The 22,976-nt window shown below is 60.5% G+C and carries 19 protein-coding genes and 1 tRNA gene; 6 read left to right on the forward strand and 14 right to left on the reverse strand.

The window, feature by feature from the left end; all coding sequences use genetic code 11:
- The first annotated feature begins 1 nt into the window (after nt 1).
- Nucleotides 2–2,653 (forward strand): alanine--tRNA ligase, encoded by a 2,652-nt coding sequence (alaS, locus tag E0502_RS11350; protein ID WP_137678115.1) that lies wholly within the window; start codon nt 2–4, stop codon nt 2,651–2,653.
- Nucleotides 2,654–2,678: 25 nt separating this feature from the next.
- Here alaS and E0502_RS11355 read toward each other — a convergent pair whose 3' ends face one another.
- The 7 genes from E0502_RS11355 to cpdR all read right to left on the reverse strand — a co-directional run bounded on the left by E0502_RS11355 (nt 2,679) and on the right by cpdR (nt 8,935).
- Entirely contained in the window at nt 2,679–2,858 is a 180-nt protein-coding gene (locus E0502_RS11355; RefSeq protein WP_137678116.1) for a hypothetical protein, read from the reverse strand.
- A gap of 50 nt (nt 2,859–2,908) precedes the next feature.
- A complete protein-coding gene (locus E0502_RS11360; RefSeq protein ID WP_137678117.1) occupies nt 2,909–4,663 on the reverse strand; it encodes a cation:proton antiporter domain-containing protein in 1,755 nt (584 codons plus the stop codon).
- A 50-nt stretch (nt 4,664–4,713) separates the two neighbouring features.
- Nucleotides 4,714–6,282 (reverse strand): carbon-nitrogen hydrolase family protein, encoded by a 1,569-nt coding sequence (locus tag E0502_RS11365; RefSeq protein ID WP_240049158.1) that lies wholly within the window; start codon nt 6,280–6,282, stop codon nt 4,714–4,716.
- A gap of 95 nt (nt 6,283–6,377) precedes the next feature.
- Nucleotides 6,378–7,004: a hypothetical protein gene (locus E0502_RS11370; protein WP_137678119.1), complete on the reverse strand. Its 627-nt coding sequence runs from the start codon at nt 7,002–7,004 to the stop codon at nt 6,378–6,380.
- 32 nt (nt 7,005–7,036) lie between these two features.
- The gene (locus E0502_RS11375; protein ID WP_137678120.1) at nt 7,037–8,257 is read right to left on the reverse strand and encodes an NADP-dependent isocitrate dehydrogenase; all 1,221 of its coding nucleotides are present in this window, start codon (nt 8,255–8,257) and stop codon (nt 7,037–7,039) included.
- A gap of 134 nt (nt 8,258–8,391) precedes the next feature.
- Nucleotides 8,392–8,466 (reverse strand) — tRNA-Val (locus E0502_RS11380).
- Nucleotides 8,467–8,545: 79 nt separating this feature from the next.
- Nucleotides 8,546–8,935, reverse strand: coding sequence for a cell cycle two-component system response regulator CpdR (gene cpdR / locus E0502_RS11385; RefSeq protein ID WP_137678790.1), 390 nt, complete (start codon nt 8,933–8,935; stop codon nt 8,546–8,548).
- Nucleotides 8,936–9,031: 96 nt separating this feature from the next.
- On the opposite strand from cpdR, the gene E0502_RS11390 reads away from it, so the two are divergent.
- The gene (locus E0502_RS11390) at nt 9,032–9,979 is read left to right on the forward strand and encodes an N-formylglutamate amidohydrolase (protein ID WP_137678121.1); all 948 of its coding nucleotides are present in this window, start codon (nt 9,032–9,034) and stop codon (nt 9,977–9,979) included.
- Between the two features lie 206 nt (nt 9,980–10,185).
- Here the strand turns inward: E0502_RS11390 and E0502_RS11395 are convergent, their stop codons facing one another.
- Together E0502_RS11395 and E0502_RS11400 are read right to left on the reverse strand one after the other, a co-directional pair.
- On the reverse strand, nt 10,186–10,959 hold the full coding sequence (locus E0502_RS11395; protein ID WP_137678122.1) for a SapC family protein: 774 nt from the start codon (nt 10,957–10,959) through the stop codon (nt 10,186–10,188).
- A gap of 75 nt (nt 10,960–11,034) precedes the next feature.
- A complete protein-coding gene (locus E0502_RS11400; RefSeq protein WP_137678123.1) occupies nt 11,035–12,483 on the reverse strand; it encodes an FAD-binding oxidoreductase in 1,449 nt (482 codons plus the stop codon).
- A 172-nt stretch (nt 12,484–12,655) separates the two neighbouring features.
- Here E0502_RS11400 and E0502_RS11405 point away from each other — a divergent pair, with 172 nt between their 5' ends.
- A complete protein-coding gene (locus tag E0502_RS11405) occupies nt 12,656–13,237 on the forward strand; it encodes a hypothetical protein (RefSeq protein WP_137678124.1) in 582 nt (193 codons plus the stop codon).
- Nucleotides 13,238–13,378: 141 nt separating this feature from the next.
- A complete protein-coding gene (locus E0502_RS11410) occupies nt 13,379–14,854 on the forward strand; it encodes a DEAD/DEAH box helicase (RefSeq protein ID WP_137678125.1) in 1,476 nt (491 codons plus the stop codon).
- Nucleotides 14,855–15,134: 280 nt separating this feature from the next.
- Here E0502_RS11410 and E0502_RS11415 read toward each other — a convergent pair whose 3' ends face one another.
- Together E0502_RS11415 and E0502_RS11420 are read right to left on the reverse strand one after the other, a co-directional pair.
- Complete coding sequence (locus tag E0502_RS11415; RefSeq protein WP_137678126.1) at nt 15,135–16,721, reverse strand: TIR domain-containing protein; 1,587 nt, start codon at nt 16,719–16,721, stop codon at nt 15,135–15,137.
- A 190-nt stretch (nt 16,722–16,911) separates the two neighbouring features.
- Nucleotides 16,912–19,218 (reverse strand): ATP-dependent helicase, encoded by a 2,307-nt coding sequence (locus E0502_RS11420; protein ID WP_137678127.1) that lies wholly within the window; start codon nt 19,216–19,218, stop codon nt 16,912–16,914.
- A 137-nt stretch (nt 19,219–19,355) separates the two neighbouring features.
- On the opposite strand from E0502_RS11420, the gene E0502_RS11425 reads away from it, so the two are divergent.
- Nucleotides 19,356–19,631, forward strand: a complete 276-nt coding sequence (locus E0502_RS11425; protein WP_137678128.1) for a hypothetical protein — start codon at nt 19,356–19,358, stop codon at nt 19,629–19,631.
- 90 nt (nt 19,632–19,721) lie between these two features.
- Here E0502_RS11425 and rsmD read toward each other — a convergent pair whose 3' ends face one another.
- Together rsmD and E0502_RS11435 are read right to left on the reverse strand one after the other, a co-directional pair.
- Entirely contained in the window at nt 19,722–20,264 is a 543-nt protein-coding gene (gene rsmD, locus E0502_RS11430) for a 16S rRNA (guanine(966)-N(2))-methyltransferase RsmD (protein WP_137678129.1), read from the reverse strand.
- Nucleotides 20,261–21,031 (reverse strand): pseudouridine synthase, encoded by a 771-nt coding sequence (locus E0502_RS11435; RefSeq protein ID WP_137678130.1) that lies wholly within the window; start codon nt 21,029–21,031, stop codon nt 20,261–20,263. The genes rsmD and E0502_RS11435 overlap by 4 nt, the downstream gene beginning before the upstream one ends.
- A gap of 212 nt (nt 21,032–21,243) precedes the next feature.
- On the opposite strand from E0502_RS11435, the gene E0502_RS11440 reads away from it, so the two are divergent.
- Nucleotides 21,244–21,681, forward strand: a complete 438-nt coding sequence (locus E0502_RS11440; protein ID WP_137678131.1) for a ferritin-like domain-containing protein — start codon at nt 21,244–21,246, stop codon at nt 21,679–21,681.
- 62 nt (nt 21,682–21,743) lie between these two features.
- On the opposite strand, the gene E0502_RS11445 is transcribed toward E0502_RS11440, so the two are convergent.
- Nucleotides 21,744–22,904 (reverse strand): aromatic ring-hydroxylating oxygenase subunit alpha, encoded by a 1,161-nt coding sequence (locus E0502_RS11445; protein ID WP_137678132.1) that lies wholly within the window; start codon nt 22,902–22,904, stop codon nt 21,744–21,746.
- Nucleotides 22,905–22,976 lie beyond the last annotated feature (72 nt).

Genomic DNA, 22,976 nt, shown 5'->3' on the forward strand with positions numbered 1-22,976 from the left:
TATGCAATCGACCAACGATATTCGCCGCTCGTTTCTGGATTTCTTCGCCGACGCGGAGCATCAAGTGGTGCCCAGCGCGCCGCTGGTACCCTACAACGACCCGACCCTGATGTTCGTTAACGCCGGGATGGTCCCGTTCAAGAACATTTTCACCGGGCTCGAGGCCGCCCCGTCGCCGCGGGCGACCAGCAGCCAGAAGTGCGTGAGGGCTGGCGGCAAGCACAATGATCTCGACAATGTCGGTTATACCGCGCGGCATCATACGTTCTTCGAAATGCTCGGCAATTTCAGCTTCGGCGATTATTTCAAGGAACAGGCGATCCTGAACGCATGGACGTTGCTGACGAAGGAATGGGGCCTGCCGGCTGACAGGCTGACGGTAACGATCTATCACACGGATGACGAAGCCTTCGACCTGTGGCGCAAGATCTCCGGCTTGCCCGAAGAACGGATCATCCGCATTGCGACCAATGACAACTTCTGGTCGATGGGCGATACCGGGCCGTGCGGCCCGTGCAGTGAAATTTTTTACGATCACGGGGCGCACATTCCAGGCGGTCCGCCCGGATCGCCCGATGAAGACGGCGATCGCTTCATCGAAATCTGGAATCTGGTTTTCATGCAGTTCGAGCAATCGGCCGACGGTTCGCGTGCCGATCTGCCGAAGCCGTCGATCGACACCGGCATGGGGCTGGAACGCATCGCAGCCGTCATGCAGGGGGTCCACGACAACTACGATACCGACACTTTCCGCAACCTGATAGAAGCTTCGGTGAGCCTGACAGGGGTCAAGGCAGCGGGTGCCAATCAGGCAAGCCATCGGGTCATCTCCGATCACCTGCGATCGACCAGTTTTCTGATGGCCGACGGGGTGCTCCCGTCGAACGAAGGGCGGGGCTATGTGCTTCGCCGGATCATGCGCCGCGCCATGCGGCACGCTCACCTGCTTGGTGCCAGCGAGCCGCTGATGCATCGCCTCGTGCCGGAACTCGTATCCGAAATGGGTCAGGCCTATCCTGAGCTCCAGCGCGGGCAGGCGCTGATTTCCGAAGTGCTCGAGCGGGAAGAGACGCAATTCCGGCGTACGCTCGACAAAGGCTTGCGTCTGCTTGACGAGGCCACTTCGGACATGGGCGACGGGGCCGAGCTCGACGGCGAAACCGCCTTCAAACTCTACGATACGTTTGGCTTCCCGTACGACCTGACCGAAGACGCCTTGCGGGCGCGCAATATCGGCGTCGACCGGGCCGGCTTCGATGAGGCGATGGCGCGTCAGAAAGCCGCAGCGCGCGCTGCATGGAAGGGATCGGGCGAAGCTGCGTCGGACGAAGTCTGGTTCGACCTTGCGGAGCGTGAAGGCAGCTCGGAGTTTACCGGCTATACCGCCACCAGCGGCGAAGGCCGGGTGGTCGCACTGGTCCGGGATAGTGCAGAAGTAACCAGCGCCGACGAGGGCCAGGAAGTCATCGTGCTGACCAACCAGACACCGTTTTATGGCGAAAGCGGCGGCCAGTCCGGCGATGTCGGCACTATCGCTACGCCGGAAGGCCTGAAGGTCACGGTGACAGACACGGCGAAGCCTTTGGGCCGGCTCCACGCCCACAAGGCCAAGGTCGAAGCCGGAACGATCCGCACCGGGGACATCGTACATCTCGATGTCGATGTCGCCCGCCGGGACAAGATCCGCGCAAACCATTCGGCAACGCATCTGGTTCATGCCGCGCTGCGCAACCGGCTTGGCGAGCATGTCACGCAAAAAGGCTCACTTGTTGCAGCAGACCGCTTGCGGTTCGATTTCTCGCACCCCAAGCCCTTGAGTGACGAGGACATTGCGGCGATCGAAGCCGAAGTGAATGCGGAAATTCGCGCCAATGAAACGGTCAGCACGCGTCTGATGAGCCCGGATGAGGCGGTTGAAGCGGGCGCGGTGGCGCTGTTCGGCGAGAAATACGGTGACGAGGTCAGGGTGTTATCGATGGGCCGCACAGCCGGGGCGGGGCGCAACTATTCGGTCGAATTATGCGGCGGGACCCATGTACGCGCCACGGGTGATATCGGGGTGTTCCGCATAATTTCGGAAAGCGCGGTTTCATCTGGTGTGCGGCGGATCGAAGCGTTGACGGGCGAAAGCGCCCGGCAGTGGCTCGTTGCTCGCGAAGATGCTCTCAAGGCGGCGGCGAGTGTTCTCAAGACTTCACCTGACGATGTGCCGACACGGCTTTCCGCGCTCATGGAAGAGCGCAAGGCGCTTGAGAAAGAGCTCGCAGAGGCGCGCAAGCAATTCGCCCTCGGCGGAGGCGGTAGCGGCTCTTCCGCAGCTGTCGAAGAGGAGATCGGCGGTGTGAAGTTTTCCGGTCAGGTGCTTGACGGACTGAACCCGAAAGAACTGCGACCCCTGCTTGATGACGCCAAGGCCAAGCTGGGCAGCGGCATAGCTGCAGCAGTCGCTGTTAATGACGGCAAGGCGGCCTTTGCAGTCGCGGTCACGGATGATCTGACAGATCGTTTCAGCGCCGTTGAGCTTGTGCGTATCGGGGTGGAAGTCCTGGGCGGCAAGGGCGGCGGTGGCCGTGCTGACATGGCGCAAGGCGGCGGGCCGGACGGGTCGAAAGCTGACGACGCGATTGCAGCCGTAAAATCCGCTCTGGCCTGAGCCTGAACCTTCGCGATATTCCGGGTCAGGCGTTGGGCGTTGATTTGGTCACGCCGCTCGATCCCGATCCCACGTCATACCCTTCGGTATCGGCAGGCGCGCCGCGCTTGTCGGTCGGGGCCTGGTCTTTCAGCGGTCCCTTTACATTCTGCGGCTTGAATTTCTCGTCATTCGAGGTCGGCTTGGTGGGGTCTGGGTTGCTCATGTCATCTCCTTGCTGTCTCAACGGGTGACAACCAGGAAAGGTCCGAGAAATCAGCTGTCTGCGTTACTCGTGCGCAGCTTGGGCCGATAATCGAGAGCGCCGTCCTTCTCGATCTGGGCGCGGAATTCGTCGCGCTTTTCGTGGATCGAGGCGATTACCGGCCCCATGGCAACGCCGATATCGACCAACACGGCTTCGGACAGCTGGAGCGAGCTTTCCAGCGTCTCGGGAACGGCATGGCTCGCGCCGGCGCGGTATAGCTCTGCAGCGTGCTGCGTGTCACGGGCGCGCGCCACAATCAGCAGATCAGGATGGTCCTTGCGCAATTTCCGCGTGAGACGTTCAGCCAGGATCGGTTCGTCCATGGTCAGGACCACCGCAGGTGATCGTTCGATGCCGAGGCGGTTCATCGCGTCGCCTCGCGCAGCATCGCCGAAGGTGGCGCGGTAACCTTTCCGCTTGGCGGATTCGATCAGGTCTGCATCGCTGTCGATGGCGATGTAGGGCTTGTCATGCGCATCGAGCATCTGAGCAATCAGCCGGCCCACACGGCCCGCGCCGATGATGATGACGGGTTGCTCGCTGTCATCAGGGGTTTCGACCACTGGCGCGGGTTCGACGCGCCGCGCGATTATGCGCCCCAGTCTGGCCAGCACGGGGGTGACGGTCAATCCGATTGCGGTGACGATCTGCCAGAACTGCGCGGTCCCGGGCTGGATCAGCAAGGCCGCGCTCGCTGCTGCCATCACGATCAGCGTCGTTTCCGAAGGGCTCGCCATGAGAATGCCGGTTTCCGCCGCCGTACTGCGCCGCGCACCCATCATGCGAAGCAGGAAGCCGGTCACGAAGGCCTTGAATACGAGGACCAGAACCACCGCGGTCATGATCGACCAGACATTCTCCCAGATGGTCAGCAGGTCGATGCTCATGCCGACGGTGATCAGGAAGATACCGAGGGCAAGCCCCTTGAACGGCTCGATGATGCCTTCGACTTCGGAGTGGTATTCGGTTTCTGCGATCAGCAGACCCGCGATCAGCGCGCCGACAATCGGCGACAACCCGACCACGGCAGTAGCAAGGCTGGACGCGATGACCACCAGCAGACTGGCGGCGAGAAACAGTTCGGGGCTCTTGGTCCGCGCGGCCTGGGCGAACAGGCGGGGCAGGGCGATGCGCCCGATTACCATCATCGCAAGCACAACCAGCCCGCCTTGCCACAGCGTTTCGACGAGGCCTTCCCAGCCGCCTGCGGCATTGGGTGCCATCGCGCCGAGGACGAAGATGATCGGAACGATCATGATGTCTTCGAACAACAGCATCGACAGGGCTGCGCGACCGACTGGGGATTGCGTCCCGGCAATCGGCAGCACGATGGCTGTCGAGGAAAATGCCAGAGCAAAGCCAAGCGCTATTGCGCCGGTCCAGTATTGCCCCATCATCGACAGGACTGTCGCCGCAATGGAGCCGATGATCAGCAATTCGAGCGCGCCCAGCCCGAAGACGAGTTTCCGCAATTGCCACAATCGCTTGAACGACAGTTCCAGCCCGATTGTAAACAGCAGCAGGATTATCCCGAACTCGGCATAGGGGGCGAGAGCTTCTGGGTCGGTGATCGTCACATGCGACAGCCAGGGATACTCGTATACGAGCTTCCCCAGTCCAAACGGGCCAACAGCGACACCGATCAGGATGAAGCCGATGATCGGGGTGATCTTGACGCGCGTAAAGACAGGGATGACCAGCCCGGCAGCGCCGAGGATCACCAATGCATCGCCCATCGAGGAAGTGTCGAGCTCGCCCGCCATAATCTTCCGCCTATCGCGCCGCGCCGCTTATGTCACGCGGCTATGATGGCTTATCCGCCTCCACTGCCCGGGCCGCCGAGCGGGGCGCGGCGGGGTCTGGTCTTGCCAGGATGCTCACCGGCTTCATCCCATTCGATACGGTACAGATCGAAGCGCCGGTCAGCGAGGTTGCGCACTGTCCCTTCGGCGCGCGCCCACTGCAAATCGGCGAGGTTGATATCGCTGATCGTCAGCGTCTCGACATTCTCGCTCGCCTCGGCGGCGATCCCGTCTCGGGCAAACGGGAAATCGCACGGTGTAAGGATGCAGCTTTGCGCGTATTGAATGTCCATATTGCCGACGTTGGGCAAATTACCGACATTGCCGGACATGACCACGAAACACTGGTTTTCGATCGCCCGTGCCTGCGCGCAATAGCGCACGCGAAGGTATCCCTGCCGACTGTCGGTGCAGAAAGGCACAAAAATGATCCGTGCGCCTTCGTCTGCCAGGCGGCGGGAAAGCTCCGGAAATTCGCTGTCGTAGCAAATCTGGACCCCGATCGGACCGCAATCGGTCTGGATCACATCGATCGTGTCGCCGCCCTTGATATTCCACCAGTAACGCTCGTTCGGAGTGGGGTGGATCTTCTCCTGTTCGTGGACCGATCCGTCGCGCAGGCAGACATAGGCGATATTGTGAATGTCGCCATCATCCATCCGCGTCGGATGCGATCCGGCGATGATGTTGATGTTGAAGCGCATCGCCATATCGCTGATGTCGGCCTTCAACCTAGGTGTGTATTCGGACAGGCGCTCGATTGCCTCGACCGGAGACAATTCCTTCTCTTCGAAGCTCAACAGCTGAAGCGTGAAGAGTTCCGGAAAGACTATGAAGTCAGCCTCGTAATCACTTGCAACATCGACGAAATACCGGATGTTCCCCATGAAATCGTCATAGTCGGTGACTGCGCGCGCCTGAAGCTGGCAGGTGGCCACACGCACCGCTTCCACCCCGCGCGGCAGGCGCTTTTTGACCGGCTGGTCGCGCTCGACATAGGGGTTGCGCCAGACCATCATCACCGCATTGCCTTCGGACGCCTTGTCTTCCGGCAGGTAGTTCTCGAGGATGCGCTCGGGCTCGAAACCATTGGCAAGTTGAAAGCGCAGGACCGGATCGTGAATCTTGCCGGCCAGCACCTGGTCCAGATAATCCTGCGGACTTTCGACCTTGCGCTTGCGCCGTTTGTAATTCGGCATCCGGCCGCCAAACACGATCCCGGTCAGTTCGCGATCTTCTGCCAGTGCGCGGCGTTCTTCGTACAAGCGGCGGCCAATGCGGACACCGCGAACCTTGGGGTCGACGCACATCTCATAGCCATACAGCCAGTCGCCCGTCGGATCGTGGCGGCTGCCATAACCATTGCCTGAAATTTCGTCCCAATCGTGGTCTGCGAAAACCACCGGTTCGGGCAATTGCATCGATGCACAATAACCGACGACATCCTCATCGAGCAGCGCGACGAAGCATCCTTCGGGAAAATTGTTGATCTGACCGCGAATCTCGCCCTGAGTGTAGGGCGGCAATTCGGTGTAGGCACGGCGGACCAACGCGGAAATTCCGCGCACGTCCTTCATCATGGCGTTTCTGATTTCCAGCCGCCGGGCGCCGAATTTCTCGGCGGCCGGCTTGCGGCGTGCCGGCCGCTTGGCCGGTTTCTGTCCCTGTCGGGTCATTAATGCTCCTGCATAAATAGATCGTCGACCGATTCGCCATTGTCGGCGAGGATTTCGGCGACGCGGATGCGTCCGTGGTAATAAATGAGCGCCGGATGATCGGTTCCGCTACGCTTGAGGTCGGCTGCCTGTTTTTCCGAAAGCGCGCTTTCGCCAGCTACGTAGTCGCAGTAGCCTTCGACCTTCCACTGCGGAAAACCGATCGAGCTCAAGATGCCGAACCGGCGGCGGATCAAGCCGTGGGTGAATTCATGAGCAAGCACGGCCCCCAGCGTGCGTTCCCCACCGATGGATTGGATGGTTCCGGTTTCAGGATCGGCCTTGTTGACCACAACCGCAGAATTGAGGGGCCGGGTGATAGCAAGCGAACGCGAGGAGCTGATCGCTAGCCATTGCCAACGCCATCCCCCGTCGGTGATGAAAATCGGGCGAGCTTCAGCTTGAGAGGCAAGGAGCGTTGTCGCCATCCTCTCCTGCACCGTTCTTACGCTCTTCTGCAGCATGGCTGCGTCGAGCGGTTTCTCCGAATGAACGGTTCCGATCTCGGTTTCCACCGAATGCGGAAACGCCAGCAATTGCGGCGCCATCACTGGCGAGGCTAGAATCATAAGGGCCGCACCGAGCAAAAACCCGATGCGGCCCCCTGAAAGCTTGCGGATCAGGCCCAGCTGGCCATTTCCTTTTCGAGATTGTTCACAATCGCTTCGAAGAACTGTTCGGTGGTGAGCCAGTTCTGCTTCGGACCGATGAGCAAGGCGAGATCCTTGGTCATCTGACCGCTCTCGACCGTTTCGATGCAGACCCGTTCGAGCGTCTCAGCAAATTTCACCACGTCGGGCGTGTCGTCGAATTTGCCGCGATACATCAGGCCGCGAGTCCAGGCGAAGATGCTGGCGATCGGGTTGGTCGAGGTTGCCTTGCCCTGCTCGTGCTGGCGGAAGTGGCGGGTGACTGTGCCGTGCGCAGCTTCCGCCTCGACTGTCTTGCCATCGGGTGTCATCAGGACAGACGTCATCAGGCCGAGCGAGCCGAAGCCCTGCGCGATCGTGTCCGACTGCACGTCACCGTCGTAGTTCTTGCAGGCCCAGACGAATTTGCCGTTCCACTTCATCGCCGCGGCGACCATGTCGTCAATCAGGCGGTGTTCGTAGTGGATTCCGGCTTTCTCGAACTTGTCCTTGAATTCCGCTTCGTAGATTTCTTCGAACAGGTCTTTGAAACGGCCATCGTATTTCTTGAGGATGGTGTTCTTGGTCGACAGGTAAACCGGCCAGCCGCGATCGAGGCCGTAATTCATGCTGGCGCGAGCGAAGTCACGAATCGACTGGTCGAGGTTGTACATCGCCATGGCAACGCCCGGGGCTTCGAATTCGAACACGTCCAGATCGATGTTCTTGCCGTCAGCGCCCTCAAATACCAGGCGCAGCTTGCCGGCACCGGGAATCAGCGTGTCGGTGGCGCGATACTGGTCACCAAAGGCATGGCGGCCAACCACGATCGGATCGGTCCATCCCGGCACAAGGCGCGGAACATTGTCGATCACGATCGGCTCGCGGAAAACCACCCCGCCCAGAATGTTGCGGATCGTACCATTGGGGCTGCGCCACATCTGCTTGAGACCGAATTCCTCAACCCGGGCTTCATCCGGAGTGATTGTGGCGCATTTGACGCCCACGCCGTGTTCCTTGATCGCATTGGCCGCATCGATGGTGATCTGGTCATCGGATGCATCGCGGCCTTCGATCGAGAGGTCGTAATACTTCAGGTCGACATCGAGATAGGGCAGGATCAGCCGTTCGCGGATCCACTGCCAGATGATCTTCGTCATTTCGTCGCCATCGAGTTCGACGACCGGGTTCTTGACCTGAATTTTCTGCATGATTGCCTGTTGCCTCTTTCGGGGAAAATCGTTGCGCGCGCTTTAGCAGAGGAGGGCGGAGGCGCAAGGGAGGGGCGGGAACGGAAAGGCAGGTACGAAAAAGCCCGCCGGTGAGGGCGGGCCTGTCGTCTCGATGGTGGGCGTAGGAAGAGTTGAACTTCCGACCCCTGCAATGTCAATACAGTGCTCTACCACTGAGCTATACGCCCACGTCATCGAGTGCGCCGCAATCGCGGCAGGCGCGCCCTTTAGCGAGGGGCTACCGGCCACGCAAGGGCTGAATGCGGTTTAAAGCGATGCAGCAGCTTCGCCGGCGAAGACGCGCTCAACTTCCAGCACGAGATCGCGCAGGTGAAACGGCTTCGAAAGTACTTTCGCCTGCGGCTGCTCGCGGCTCGCCTTCAAGGTGACCGCGGCGAATCCGGTGATGAACATCACCTTCGTCTGGGGGCTGATTTCGTTGCAGCGCTGAGCGAGCTCGATCCCATCCATTTCGGGCATCACGATATCCGACAAGAGCAGATCGAATCGCTCGGCCTCCAGCTTGGGTACAGCTTCAGTGCCCCGATCGACGGAAACAACTTCATAGCCGGCGTTTTCCAGCGCACGCGCCAGGTAAATGCGCATGGCCTCTTCGTCTTCGGCGAGGAGGATTCGTAGTTTCTGTGGTTCCGTCATTCCGGCTTGGTAGTCGATTCTGCTTAAGAAATCTTTCGCGATGTAACATGCGCCCTGCTTTGACACAGCATTGGCAAACGGGCAGCAAGGGTGCGAATGACCGAGACACCGCCAAATCGATGGGAATCGCTGTCGCACAGAGGCGGGATGATCCCCGGAACGCGCAGCCCGGCGTACACGCTTTCGGTTATGGAAGACCTGCCAACCCCGGTCATTCTCGCGGTACCGCATGCAGGACGCACGTATCCCGAGACGTTATGGCAGCGGATGCGGCGCCCTGAATGGTCGGCGCTGAGGCTGGAAGACCGCTATGTCGACCGAATTGCCGCGGAGGTGGCGCGCCAGACCGGTGCCGGTCTGCTGGTCGCACACGCCCCGCGCGCGTTGATCGATCTGAACCGTGCGTGCGATGATGTGGACTGGACCATGGTGACGGAAGGCGGCCCGTCCGGTCGCACCAATCCGGCGGGCAACCAGCGGGCACGAAGCGGACTCGGCTTGGTGCCGCGCAGGCTGCCGGGCCTTGGAGAAATCTGGACCAGACCGCTGTCAGGCTCCGATCTCGATGCCCGGCTCGGGCAAGTCCACACGCCTTACCATCGGGCACTCGAATCGGTGCTCGCGCACTGCGCACAGCGGTGGGGGGCAGCCTTGCTGGTCGACCTGCATTCGATGCCGCCGTTGAAGCGCGCGCACCCGCATGATCAATCCGCCAAATATGTGATTGGCGACCGTTTCGGAGCGTCCGCAGCCGACCGCCTGGTCGCCTGTTCCTTGCGGCACCTGTCTGCCGAGGGCGTGCCGGTGGCGCACAACCGCCCCTATGCAGGGGGATATGTGCTGGACAGGCACGCGAACGTGCGGAACAACCGGCACGCGATCCAGATAGAAATCTGCCGCTCGCTTTATCTCGATGCTGACTTTGCCGACACGACCGACGGTGTCGAGCATGTCGCAGCGCATCTCTCACGGCTGGTTCGCGCCCTTGCCGAAGAGGTTGCGAGCCTTGGCAGGGGCCGCGAGCAGCAATTGGCGGCGGAATAACCGGGCCCTGAAACGAAAAAACCACCTCGCGCAGGGGGTGCACGAGGTGGCCAAGGTTCAGGGATGGTGCACCGAAATGCACCGTACCGGACAGCGTGAGGGGGGAAGCTGTCCGGATACAACAAATATGGGGTCGCAGCGGGGCGTTTCAACCCTGCTGCGACCCCAACATTTTTCAGCAATCGGCCGTGTCTGGCCGGCCGGCGTTAGCTAGCCGGTGCGAGGGCCGGACCTTTGCCCTGAGCCTGCTGGCGCGCGAAAATATTGCGCATCAGATCGAGCGAGAAGATATGCGCATGGATCAGCATGAGAAGTCCGTTCTCATTCCACTTGCGCAGTTGGTCACCGCGCATTTCGCGCAGCTTTTCCTGATTGACCATCATGAACCCGCGATAGACGTAGGGCTTGTCTGCATTCTGCTCGGTCGAAATAGCGATTTCACCGTCCATCAGGAGGTCATGTGCTTTAAGCTCGTCAATGAACGCCTTGGTGCGCTGACCGGCCTGTTCGAAATCTTCGCAGAATTTCAGAATGGCCTTGGTCTGTTCGCTCGCACCGTCGCCGTCGAACAGCGGCTGACCTTCGTCGAATTCGCCGACCAGATCAGCGGTCGGGTCGAAGCAGAGAGACAGCTCCTCGGTTTCCTGTGTCAGCTTGGCCAGCATGAAGGGGTAGCGGCGAATATAGGCCGGCAGGTAGATCGGATCGTTCACCTTGCCATTGTCGTCGACAAAAGCATTCACGCCTTCATTCAGGCCCATCAGTGCCAGCGGCAGCGGATTATCGCCGGACGAGAACACGATCGGGAAGTTACGCTGTGCCTGAACGAATTCGTCGACCGTCAGCGGAATCGCGTGCTGCGACTTGAGCCAATCGGCGGAGTCCATTGACTTGGCTTTGTAATCCTTATGGTCGCGGCTGTTGAGCGGCATAAGGTCCTTGTAGAACAGGGGAAGGCTGGGCTGCGGCGCGCTGGCCATGGGGATGTCTCCGGATCACAATTGAATGTCTGAACGGCAGGAGGCGAGCGCCCCCCGGCGCGTGAAGCGCGCGCTTTAGGGGCTGGAGCCTTCCGGCGCAAGCGGTACCAGCTTGCCGGGATTGAGAATTCCCTGCGGATCGAGGGCGCGCTTCACGCTGCGCATCATGTGCAGCGCGACCGGATCGCCCAAGCGGCCCAATTCGCCCACTTTCATCTGCCCGATTCCGTGCTCGGCGCTGATTGAGCCGCCCCATTCGGTAACAAGATCATGCACGAAAGCGCTGATTTCCTTGCCTTCACTGACTTCCCACTCGCCTGCGACGGCATTGCCGGGGGCCAACACATGGAAATGTACATTGCCATCGCCGAGGTGGCCGAATGCGATGGCCGTCGTGTCCGCAAAGCGCGCCTCCACCTGCGGTACGGCGGCTTCGACAAAGCGAGCCATCCGTTCGATCGGTACGGAAATGTCGTGCTGCATGGCAGGCCCGATCGCGCGTTCTGCCGGCGAAATCGAATCGCGCAGCAGCCAGAATTGCTCTGCCTGGGTTTCGTTGGCCGCTATCACCGCATCACCGATCACGCCGTTTTCGAACGGTGCCTCCAGCATCCGCTCTGCCAGTTCGGGCAGATCGTCAGTCTGCCCCTCTTCGGCCACGAGTTCGATCAGCGCATTCCACGCATATATGTCATTCAGTGGAGACCGTGCATCGGGCAGATGATCGAGCACAGCGGCGAGGCTGTGCGCAGGCAGAACCTCGAACCCTTCGAGGTGATCTCCGGCAACACGCTCACAATGAAGCAGCAGCTTGCGTGCATCGGTGATCGACCCGAGCCCCGCCCAGATGACGGTGCGCCCGCCGATTTCGGGCAATAGCCGCAGGGTTGCCCCGGTCACCACACCCAGCGTCCCTTCGGATCCGATCAGCATCTGCTTGAGATCGAACCCGCGATTGTCCTTCTTCAGCGGCACCAGTGCATCGAAGATCTGCCCGTCCGCCAGCACCGCTTCGATGCCGAGGACCTGCGCGCGCATTGCGCCATGACGCAAAACCTGCGTTCCCCCGGCGTTGGTCGAGATCAGTCCACCAATCGTGGCTGACCCTTTGCCGCCCAGGGTGAGGGGAAAGCGGAGCCTTTCCTTCGCGGCCGCATCGTGCAGGTTCTGCAAGATCAGGCCGGCGTCGCAAGTGACCATCCGCGCATCGGCGTCGAGCGAGCGGATTCGGTCCATGCGGCGCAGCGAAAGCACGATGGAATTGCCGCTTTCGTCAGGCGTCGCTCCGCCCGACATCCCGCTATTGCCGCCCTGCGGAACGATGGCGATGCGGTATTCAGCGCACAGTGCGACCAGGCCGGCCACCTGTTCGGTGGTGGCGGGCGAGGCAAGGGCGAGCGCGGCACCACGGTATCGCCCGCGCCAGTCGGTCAGCCACGGTGCCATCTCGTCCGGCTGTGAGGTCAGGCCTTTTTCACCCAGCAGCGCTTCAGCGCGCATGAGAAATTCGCGTCGGTCGGTCATTGTCGCCGCTATGGCACAGACCGTGCCGATTACGCCACAGTCCCGGCACGAACTTGCAAATATGTGGCGGGCAATTAAGCCGACATTCAACCGCGCCCGCTATTTCCGCCTGATCGTGACGACGCTTTATTGGTGCCGCGCACGGTCGAGGGAGTTTGCAAACACAATCGCAATGCCGAATTTTTCTTCCCTTATCCTGCCTTTGGCGCTGCTCTTGCCGCAGCCTGCGGATGACGTGCCGCACGCTCCTGAACAGCCGAGGCCATCGGTTAATGAAGAGCTGTGGGGCCTGACGCCCGATGCGCAGCCCAGCCAGCCGCAACCGGCACAGGGGTGGATCCTGTTTGACGCGCAGACATCATTCCCGATCCAGCATCAGGTCCGTGTCGAGCGCCGTGTCATCATTCGTGTATCTCCGCGGCGGCCAGCCCGAACCGACCTGACAGCGACTTTGCCGCGCGGGGAAATTCCCAAGAACATGGTCGAGCGCAAGATCGGCAAATGCTTGCCGGTCAACGGGATCGCCGGGGTCATGCCGACGCAGGACAACCGGCTAATGCTGTTCATGCGGGACCAGCGGATCATCGCGGCAAATCTGGAGAAGGCCTGCTCCGCCAGGGACTATTACTCCGGCTTCTATGTCGAGCCGAGCCGCGACGGGAATATCTGCGTCGATCGTGACAAGCTGCAATCGCGCACCGGCGCCAAGTGCGAGCTTAGCCGGATCCGCCAATTGATCCGGGTCGACACCTGATCCGGACCTGTTACGCCCAAGCGGCGATTTCTTGACATTTCCCCCTGTGGAGCGCAAAGGCGCGGCCACTGGCGTGCGGATTTTGCCGCATTGCACAATCGGGCTTTCGGGCCCCTGTATATCCGGGCACATTCGAAACCTATGAACTTTGCCGACCTCGGCCTCTCCGAACCCTTGCTGAAAGCCGTCGCAGACGCCGGCTACACCACGCCGACCGACATCCAGGCGGAAGCTATTCCGGCGGTGCTGATGATGAAAGACATCATCGGTATCGCACAGACGGGGACCGGCAAGACAGCGGGCTTCGTCCTGCCGATGATCGACATCATGGCCGCCGGTCGCCGCCGAGCGCTGATGCCGCGCTCTCTCATCCTCGAGCCGACCCGAGAACTCGCGGCGCAGGTGGCGGAAAACTTCGAGAAATACGGCCAGAACCACGATCTGAAAATGGCCCTGCTGATCGGCGGCGTGCAGATGGGCGATCAGGTCAAGGCGTTGAACGAGGGCGTCGACGTTCTCATCGCCACGCCGGGCCGACTGATGGATCTGTTTGAACGCGGCAAGATCCTGCTCAACGGCTGCGAACTGCTGGTCATCGACGAAGCCGACCGCATGCTCGACATGGGCTTCATCCCCGATATCGAATTCATCTGTTCCAAGTTGCCTGAAACGCGTCAGACGATGCTGTTCAGCGCCACAATGCCGCCGCCGATTGAAAAGCTGGCGAAGAAATTTCTCAACAATCCCAAGCGGATCGAAGTCAGCCGCGCAGCCTCGACCAATCAGGACATCACCGCTTTCAAGGTGCCGGTGGAAAGCCGCCAGAAACGCGAAACGCTCGAATGGCTGCTCAACAACGATCTGGTCGAAACGGCGATGATCTTTGCCAACAAGAAGACCACGGTTCGCGACCTGAACAAGCATTTGCAGAAGCGTGGCTTCCGCAGCAGCGAGATCCATGGCGACATGGATCAGGGCAGCCGCATTCAGGAACTCGATCGCTTCAAATCGGGTGACGTGAATATCCTCGTCGCTTCGGATGTCGCCGCGCGCGGGCTGGACATCAAGGGCGTGAGCCACGTGTTCAACTATGACACGCCGTGGCACCCGGACGACTACGTTCACCGCATCGGCCGCACGGGCCGGGCAGGGGCCAAGGGCCGCGCCTTCACCTTCGTTGCGAAAGAAGATGCCGAAGCGATCGACAATGTCGAGAAGCTGACCGGCGCCAAGATTAACGTGTTCGGCAAGGGCGATGTCCGTGTCGCGCTGAAAGACCCGTCGACTAGCAACAGTGCCGGGAAAGCCGACAAGGCCGACCAAGCCGACAGTGCGGAGAAGCGCAAGAAGCCACGCGCGAAGAAGGCCGATGCGGATGAACCGCGCGAAGAAAAGCCTAAACGCGCCCGGGCAAAGAAATCCGACGCCGCACCGCGCGAGGAAAAGCCGAAGGCGCCCCGCCGCGACGAGAAGACGACTAAATCGGATATGCCGTCCAAGGCAGCGGCCGAAAAGGCATCACGCGGCCGCAAGCGCCGCAACGATGATGAAGAGCCGGTCCCCGCAGGCGAATGGAACGGCCCCAAGCCGGACTTTCTCGGCGTCGGATTCGACTGACCCGATTCGCGCAAGATTTGTAGGAATAAGGCGACACGTGTCACCCTGTTGGATTTTCCACCGGGTTGATTTCGCGCGGATTTAGTATTTCTTACAGGGTTACACGCTGTGCGGGAAAATTGCGCTTGCGCTTTACGTATGTCAGCAAGCAGAAATTCAATACGGTCAAAGAACGCGCGCAGCTTAGCGAGCGCGGGGCGTGTAGGACAATGGAAAGTCGGAAGCTGGGGTGGTAAGCGGAAAATAGACAATGCAATGACGGAATTGCGACAACCAATTTTCAAATATTTGCACCGGCGAGTTTTAGTCCCGAACGAAGCATTTCGCGAGTGTCAGTATCCCGGAACCAGACTAGAAGCTTGTTGAGCTTCATCTCGGGCCTTATCTGCGCCAGCGCCTTTCGAGCCGCGTCCATTTCTTCCAGATGCGCGTAACTCGCAGCAGCAACCATTTGCGCGATGGTGAAGTTTTCCCTGCGAAAAATGATCTCGTTTGCCCGCTCGGCCGCCAGTGCAAACTCACCTAGCTCAAAATGACACGCCATCTGCATCGCCAGAACATAGATATCCCCCTCCCAGTTTGGATTGAGGCGGATTGCGGTATCGAGACACATTCGGGATTCTGCGGTCTTCTTCCCTTGCAAGGCCTTGATAGCGCCCATTGTCACTAGCAGTGAGGAATTGTTGGGTGTTTTCGTCAGCAAACGTTCGGCCATTGCCTCCAATGGGTCAAGGTCTCCACCCAAAGACGCCATAGCCATGAACAGAAATTGGAGCGTGTTGGAATCCTGTTCCGCGCCGTGCATAGCCTTGCTCGCATGATCGAGGGCAGAGCGATAGACCTCGTCTGGGTTCCAGTCCCCCGTCTCCAGATAAAGCATTGAATAGTGCCGTGCCGCAACCGCGTGCGCGACAGCATTGTGAGGGTTGAGCGCGATGGCTTTGCCAGCATATTCGAGAGCGAGTTTGATCGATTTTGTGTCAAGATTCGTAATAAGTGCGATCGACTTCAAGACATAATCCAATGCCGAGTGATGACCATCAGGAATGTTCTGCAACCGAACGACTTCTGCTTTAAAAATGTGCGATCGAATTTGGGCTTCGATCGTTGAGGCGATTTGCTCTTGAAACGCGAGCTCGTCCTGCCGGGCTCCATCGAAGCTTTTGGACCATAATTGCTTGCCGTCGCTCGATTGGACCAGCTTGACCGTTACCCGCAACCGCTCGGCTGAACCACGTACGCTGCCTTCGAGCCGGTACGGTGCGCTAATGCCTTTGCCGTCGACTTGCGCGGTTCTGGCAACGGTAGTCATTCCGTCACGGATTTCCTCGTTGAGCCCGTCAATAAATGATTGCTGATCCTTGTCGGTGCTAAGATCAGCAAAGGGCAGCAACGCAATCTCGGCCATCTCAGACCTGTCAGCAGCAGGTTTCGAAGGTGGCATGTCTGGTGCCGGAGTATCCTGAGCCTTATTGCTTTTGCCGACAAGTGATTGCACGTCTTGCACAAAGCTTCGCCACGTCGGATCATCCGCTGCGCCTTGCCAATGCCCAAGTTCAGCGGTTTGGGTGAGTTCAAACATGACGGGTCGTTCGCAGGGTTCGATCATTACCGGCATCAGAGTCTTGTTGCGATAGGCAACTGTTGCTTCAGCGCGGACCCAACGTGAGACCACCGAGCGCGGCGACCAAAGCACAACGACAGCCTTTGCACTGCGCAAAGCGGCCTCGGTCACCTCATCATAGGCTTCGCCTGATTTGAGCGTAGCATCCCACCAAACATCAAATCCCTCACGCTCAAATGCATCGGCATAGGTCTGCGCAATGGCTGCATCTTCGCGGTTGTAGGAAAGGAAAATTTCGGTGATTTCTTAGGCCCCAAATCAGGCTCCGGTTGGAGTTGAAGTCCGGAGGCTAAGCCAGCATGGTATGACCGTCAATTTACTTGCAGAGACATTCAGCTTGGTTCGTTGAACAGCATTCGTTCATTGCGCCCGAAATCGACGGGTTTTCGATCTTCTCCCAAGGTCGACCTTTGGGCCGTCAGCGTAGCCTCACTCACCCAGCTACCGTCACAAAGCTGTCGATCACCCGCTTCTCGCCCGCCTGCTCGAATTCGATGGTCAGCTTGTTGCCCTCCTGATCGGTCACTGTGCCATAGCCGAATTTGTCGTGAAATACGCGCGCGCCCACGGCGATGTCGGCGCGGGGTTTGGCGGCGAAGCTGGCGGCGCTGCGGCGGCTTTCCTTCACCACAGCCTGCTTGGTTTCATAGCCTGAGCTGAGCGCGCGTTGCCAGCCGGGGCCGCGCGCGTCGCTGCGGCCGGGGCGGTCGCGGGCGACGTGGGCGAAGGGATCGTCGCTCTCGCTCCAATTCGCTTGCCACAGCGACTTGCCGCCGGTCAGGGTGGTTTCGCTGTCGACATGTTCGTCCGGAAGCTCGGCGATGAAGCGGCTCGGGATGCTGCTGGTCCACTGGCCGTAAATGCGGCGGTTGGCGGCGTGCAGGATGGTGCAATGGCGCTTCGCGCGGGTGATCGCGACATAGGCCAGGCGGCGTTCTTCCTCCAGGCTGGCCAATCCGCCTTCGTCGAGCGAGCGCTGGCTGGGGAACACGCCCTCTTCCCAGCCCGGCAGGAAGACATTGTCGAATTCCAGCCCTTTCGCCGCGTGCATGGTCATGATGGTGACCTTCTCGTCATCGGGCGAGGCGTCGTTGTCCATCACCAGCGCGACATGTTCGAGGAAATCGCCGAGCGTCTCGTATTCTTCCATCGCGCGGGCAAGTTCGCCAAGGTTTTCGGCTCGGCCCTTGGCTTCCGCGCTTTTCTCCGCTTCGAGCATGGCGTTGTAGCCGGTCTCGTCCAGCACGGTGCGCAGCAGTTCAGCGGGCGTCACGCCATTTGCCATTTCGCGCCAGTTGAGGAAATTGCGCATCAACGCGGCAATCGTGTTGGATGCACGCGCCGGCAACTCGTCGCTATCCGCGAGTTGCAGGGATGCAGCGGCAAGCGGCAGGCCGACGCGGCGCGCATGCTGGTGCATCTTCTCCAGCGTTTTCGCGCCGAGACCGCGCTTGGGCTGGTTGTAAATCCGCTCGAAAGCGAGGTCGTCCTGCGGCTGGGCGATGACCCGCAGATAGGCGAGGGCATCGCGCACTTCGGCACGCTCGTAGAAACGGAAGCCGCCGATGATGCGGTAATTGATCCCGATCTGAATGAACCGGTCTTCGAATTCGCGCGTCTGGTATTGCGCGCGCACGAGGATGGCGACCTGGTTGAGGTCCGCGCCCTGTCCTTCCAGCCGCTCGATCGCTTCGCCGACCCGGCGTGCTTCTTCGGGCCCGTCCCACACCCCGATGATCTTGACCTTGTCGCCGCCGTCCGCCTCGGTCCACAGCGTCTTGTCGTGGCGTGTGGTGTTCTCGCGGATCAGGCCGCTGGCTGCGCCAAGAATATGCGGGGTGGAGCGGTAATTCTGCTCCAGCTTGACCACCACCGCGCCGGGAAAGTCCTTTTCGAACCGCAGGATGTTGGCCACTTCCGCCCCGCGCCACGAATAGATCGATTGATCGTCATCCCCCACCACGCAGATGTTCTTGCGGTCCTGCGCCAGCAGCCGCAGCCACAGGTACTGAACGGCGTTGGTGTCCTGATATTCGTCCACCAAGACATATTTGAAGCGTTTCTGGTACTGCGCCAGAATCTCGCGGTTCTTGCGGAAGATGTTGAGCATATGCAGCATCAGATCGCCGAAATCGCAGGCGTTGAGCGCTTTCATCCGGTCCTGATACAGCTGGTAAAACTTCTGGCCTTGGCCGTTGGCGTAGCTTTCATTGTCGACCGCATCGAGATCGCCCGGATTGAGCCCGCGGTTCTTCCACCCGTCGATGAGTCCGGCGAGCTGGCGCGGAGGCCAGCGCTTTTCGTCGAGGTCATTATCCCTGATCAGCTGTTTGAGCAGGCGCAGCTGATCGTCGGTGTCGATAATGGTGTAATTGCTCTCCAGCCCGACCAGTTCGGCATGGCGGCGCAGCATCTTCGCGCAGATCGAATGGAATGTGCCAAGCCACGGCATTCCTTCGACCGCGTCCCCGATATGCTGGCCGACCCGGTGACGCATTTCGCGCGCGGCCTTGTTGGTGAAGGTTACGCACAGAATCTCGCTCGGCCAGGCGAGCCGCATGGCGACCAGATGGGCCAGCCGTGCAGTCAGCGCGGCGGTCTTGCCGGTGCCAGCGCCCGCCAGCATCAAGACCGGTCCTTCCGTGGTTAGCACAGCCTGCTGCTGCGGCGGATTAAGCCGCGCGGCATAGGCGGGAACGCGCTCGTCAGGGGCGGTCGATGGGGTGGGCAGGTCAGTCATAAGGCAAGTGAACAGCTAGGGAACATCGTCTCGGGGTGCAAGGCGGGTTAGCCTGGGTGGACGCAGGCATTCTCGGAACCCTTGGCGGACCAAGTCATTGATTGTGAAAGGATGGGTACGGAATTGGAGATACACCGATGAAAAAGTTTTTTGCCGCAGTTGTCGCCACCGGCCTCACTTTCAGCGCAGGAAGTTTCGCCATGGCCAATCACCATGCGGGTGACACGATGAAACCCACGGTGGTTGAAACCAACGCACGCGGCCAAGCGACCAAAGTGGAGATCGAGGGCAAGACCTATGCCGTATGCATGTCGGACAAGCAGGACGCCTGCATCAATCCGCGCGAAGCCGGTCTCAAGTGGGGTAACCGCCCACTCAGCTACTGGCCCGGCAAGCCCGCCAGCGAAATGTAATTCATCACAGTTTTGTCACGCCTGCAGGCCACCGATCATGCCGCAGGATGTGGACAGGAGGGCGGTCGTTCCATGGAACGGCCGCCCGTTTCATGTGCGGGTCAGAAGCGTCAGCTTCGCCTTGCCCACCGGGCGTCCCTTTTCGATGTCCAGACCCTTCACTGTAACGATCTCGTCGCGCGAAGTTTCTAACGCGATCCAGGTTGCATCGCCGATCCAGCCGAGCCGCAGCAACCGGTCGAGCGCGACCTGTCCGGCGCCTGTGCCATAGGGCGGGTCGAGCAGGATCAGGTCCAGCGGCTCTTTCGCCGGACCGAGCGCCATGACCGAACCAGCGCGGACATCGCTTCGGCTGCGGGCATCGAACGCGGCGAGATTCGCCCGGATCGATTTCAGCGCGTCGTCTTCCTGTTCGACGAACAGGCAGTGACCGGCGCCGCGTGACAGGGCTTCAAGCCCGAGCGCGCCCGAGCCGGCGAACAGGTCTGCCACGCGCAATTCGTCGAACGAACCCAACCGGCTGGCGAGCATGGAGAACAGCGTCTCGCGGGTACGGTCGGCGGTCGGCCGGGTCGTTTCGCCCTTGGGCGCGACAATCTTTCGCCCGCGCCATTGACCCGCAATAACCCTCATTTCTGCTTCAGGCTCGACCGGAAGCGGTCGAGATCACCCTTGCGGATTTCGACCGCCTGACCGCGCGGCAGATCGGACAGTTCGAACGGGCCGTAAGCGGTGCGCATCAGGCGGCTGACTTCGAGCCCGAAATGTTCAAGTACCCGGCGCACTTCGCGGTTCTTGCCTTCCGTGATGGTCATTTCGATCCACTGGTTGCGGCCCGTTCGGCGCTCCATATTGGCGTCGATCCGGCCATACCGCATGCCGTCGATCTCGATCCCTTCGATCAGGCTCTCAAGCTGTTCCTGCGTCACATCGCCAAATGCACGCGCGCGATAGGTTCGCGGAATTCCGCTGGCGGGCAGTTCCATCTGGCGCTTCAGTCCGCCGTCATTGGTCAGCAGCAGCAAGCCCTCGGTGTTGTAGTCGAGCCGGCCGATCGGCATCACCCGGCCGGCATCCTTGGGCAAGGTGTTGCGCAAGGCATCGTAGATTGTCGGTCGCCCGGCGGGATCGCGCTCGGCCGTGATCAACCCGGTCGGCTTGTTGAATGCGAACAGCCGGGTCCGGTCAGCCTTGCCGACGGGGTTTCCGTCGACCGTTACCCCGCGCAGCGTGGGGATGATGGTGGCGGGTGTCTCAAGGACTTTGCCATCGATAGCCACGCGCCCGTCGGCGATCATCCGCTCGACCTCGCGGCGGCTGGCCACTCCAGCACGTGCGAGCAGCTTGGCGATGCGTTCGCCTTCGGGCCGGTCGCCGGCAAGGGGATCATATTTGGGCATGGCGCGCGCTCTACACCGATCACAGCCGTAGCGAAAGCGGAAGCGACGGAGAGAGAAAAATCAAGTTGGCCCACGCAGTAAGCTGCCGGGTGGCAGTCGGTCGCACGGGCAAGCCGCTTGACCGCATAAAGGGCTCATGGCTCAACATGCAGGGAAATAAATCCAGAAAAGTCCGTTGGTTAGGCAATACTCACATTTGACAGGAGCCTACCATGGCAAACGGAATTGCAACACTTCAGACCCTGACCGACACCGCGATCGATAGCGTCATCGGCTACGAAAAAGCTGCTGAAAGCGCGACAAGTGCGGGGCTTTCCCAAACGCTCCGCCAGTGCGCGACGGAACGCCGCGAAGTGGTGAATAACTTGAACAACGAGATTTCCCGTCTCGGCGGCGACACACGTGAAGACGGTACGTTTTCCGGAAGTGTGCACCGCGTATGGACGGACATCACCACCGCATTCGGTGACAAGAACGAAAGCACGATGGAACGGGTTGAAGAAGGCGAAGATTACATCAAGGCCAAGTTCGAGACCGCGCTGGAAGACAATGAACTGGAGCCGCAGTCGCGTCAGATCGTGCAGCAGTGCTATTCCCAAGTGTGCGAAGGTGAGCGGATGAGCGATCGTCTCGCTGCTCAATTCGACTGACACTCGTTCATGACCGCAAATCCAGAGGCCCGTCCGGTACGAACCGGGCGGGCCTCTGCACATCAGTTCACCGCGCGCAAAGCTTCCTCTACCGTGAGATGGAATTTGTGAACGCCGCCTTCGAGAGTGCCTAGAGTGATTTCAGGGATCGCCCCGGTCGATAGGCCTTGCTGACCCAGTTCCGCCGCGCGGAAATCTTCGCTGGCGAAGACCCCGCCGTCGAGCAGCGCCCAGCTGCGTTCCCAGTGGTGCCGTGCCTTGTCGCTTGCGGGCGCTTCCGGGATCAGCATGAAATCTTCCACCAGCGTATGGCCCTCATCCTGCGGCATCAGCACCAGCACGTTGAGATAATCCGGGCTCGGTATGATAATCGTCGCAGGAAGCAGCTGATAGGCGAATGTCACCACGCGGCGCAGCGCGGCCATATCGGTAAGGTCGACGCTTTCCATCTCTTCCAGCCGCCCGACGGCAGAACGGTGGTGCGGCCCCACCGTGTCGCTGCACGAGCACCCATCCTTGAAAAACGGGCCGATGGTCTTCGCGTGCAGCCGGGTGACATGATAGCTTTCAAGGAAAGCATCCATGATCAGTTTCCAGTTTCCTGCGACCTCATGCGTCTTGCGGCGGAACAGCACATGGTCGCCGGTTCCGAACGCTGCGAAATCCTCCCCCAGCGATCGGGCATCACTGAAGTCGGCCCCTTCGACCGGCGCAAACCAGATCAGACCACCGGCTTCGCAGCTGGGTAATTCAATCAGCGGCATATCGGCCTTGTCCATACCCGGAAAGGTCTCGGGGCGGGGCAGGGCAAGCAGGCGCCCGTCAACCGAATAGGTCCATGCGTGGTAGGGACAGACCAGCCGTTTCGCCTTGCACACCTCTTGGCCTTCGACCAGCCGCGTGCCGCGGTGGCGGCATACGTTGAGGAACACATGCGCCGCTCCGTCACCGTCGCGGGTGATCAGCAGCGGGCGTCCGGTCCCGTCGTGCGGCACGGCCATACCCGGCTCGGGCAACAAGGCAGAGGGGCACAGCACTTGCGGCAACCGGTCGAACAGCGCTTCTTTCTCGCGCTGCCAGTGCTGCGGGTCGGTGTAAACCGAAGCAGGGACCGTGCGGATCCCCTCAACACGGCTCGTCTCACCGCGCGCCAGCGCTTCGGCGAGCGCGAGCTGCCCGGCAGTCGGCTGTAATCTGGGGACATGCGTATCGACGGGGTTCATCGAAGCTTTCCTATTGCCATTGACCGCGAGTAGTGTCGCAGAATTCGGGTCTCACGGGAAGGACGCTAGGGC

This window comes from Parerythrobacter lutipelagi (genome assembly GCF_005434975.1).
Classification (GTDB): domain Bacteria; phylum Pseudomonadota; class Alphaproteobacteria; order Sphingomonadales; family Sphingomonadaceae; genus Parerythrobacter_A; species Parerythrobacter_A lutipelagi.

Excerpts from the sequence above, each read along its gene's own strand:
- alaS (WP_137678115.1), top strand. The coding sequence starts at position 2 with ATGCAATCGACCAACGATATTCGCCGCTCGTTTCTGGATTTCTTCGCC.
- E0502_RS11355 (WP_137678116.1), bottom strand. The coding sequence starts at position 2,858 with ATGAGCAACCCAGACCCCACCAAGCCGACCTCGAATGACGAGAAATTC.
- E0502_RS11360 (WP_137678117.1), bottom strand. The coding sequence starts at position 4,663 with ATGGCGGGCGAGCTCGACACTTCCTCGATGGGCGATGCATTGGTGATC.
- E0502_RS11365 (WP_240049158.1), bottom strand. The coding sequence starts at position 6,282 with ATGATGAAGGACGTGCGCGGAATTTCCGCGTTGGTCCGCCGTGCCTAC.
- E0502_RS11375 (WP_137678120.1), bottom strand. The coding sequence starts at position 8,257 with ATGCAGAAAATTCAGGTCAAGAACCCGGTCGTCGAACTCGATGGCGAC.
- cpdR (WP_137678790.1), bottom strand. The coding sequence starts at position 8,935 with ATGACGGAACCACAGAAACTACGAATCCTCCTCGCCGAAGACGAAGAG.
- E0502_RS11390 (WP_137678121.1), top strand. The coding sequence starts at position 9,032 with ATGACCGAGACACCGCCAAATCGATGGGAATCGCTGTCGCACAGAGGC.
- E0502_RS11395 (WP_137678122.1), bottom strand. The coding sequence starts at position 10,959 with ATGGCCAGCGCGCCGCAGCCCAGCCTTCCCCTGTTCTACAAGGACCTT.
- E0502_RS11400 (WP_137678123.1), bottom strand. The coding sequence starts at position 12,483 with ATGACCGACCGACGCGAATTTCTCATGCGCGCTGAAGCGCTGCTGGGT.
- E0502_RS11405 (WP_137678124.1), top strand. The coding sequence starts at position 12,656 with ATGCCGAATTTTTCTTCCCTTATCCTGCCTTTGGCGCTGCTCTTGCCG.
- E0502_RS11410 (WP_137678125.1), top strand. The coding sequence starts at position 13,379 with ATGAACTTTGCCGACCTCGGCCTCTCCGAACCCTTGCTGAAAGCCGTC.
- E0502_RS11420 (WP_137678127.1), bottom strand. The coding sequence starts at position 19,218 with ATGACTGACCTGCCCACCCCATCGACCGCCCCTGACGAGCGCGTTCCC.
- E0502_RS11425 (WP_137678128.1), top strand. The coding sequence starts at position 19,356 with ATGAAAAAGTTTTTTGCCGCAGTTGTCGCCACCGGCCTCACTTTCAGC.
- rsmD (WP_137678129.1), bottom strand. The coding sequence starts at position 20,264 with ATGAGGGTTATTGCGGGTCAATGGCGCGGGCGAAAGATTGTCGCGCCC.
- E0502_RS11435 (WP_137678130.1), bottom strand. The coding sequence starts at position 21,031 with ATGCCCAAATATGATCCCCTTGCCGGCGACCGGCCCGAAGGCGAACGC.
- E0502_RS11440 (WP_137678131.1), top strand. The coding sequence starts at position 21,244 with ATGGCAAACGGAATTGCAACACTTCAGACCCTGACCGACACCGCGATC.
- E0502_RS11445 (WP_137678132.1), bottom strand. The coding sequence starts at position 22,904 with ATGAACCCCGTCGATACGCATGTCCCCAGATTACAGCCGACTGCCGGG.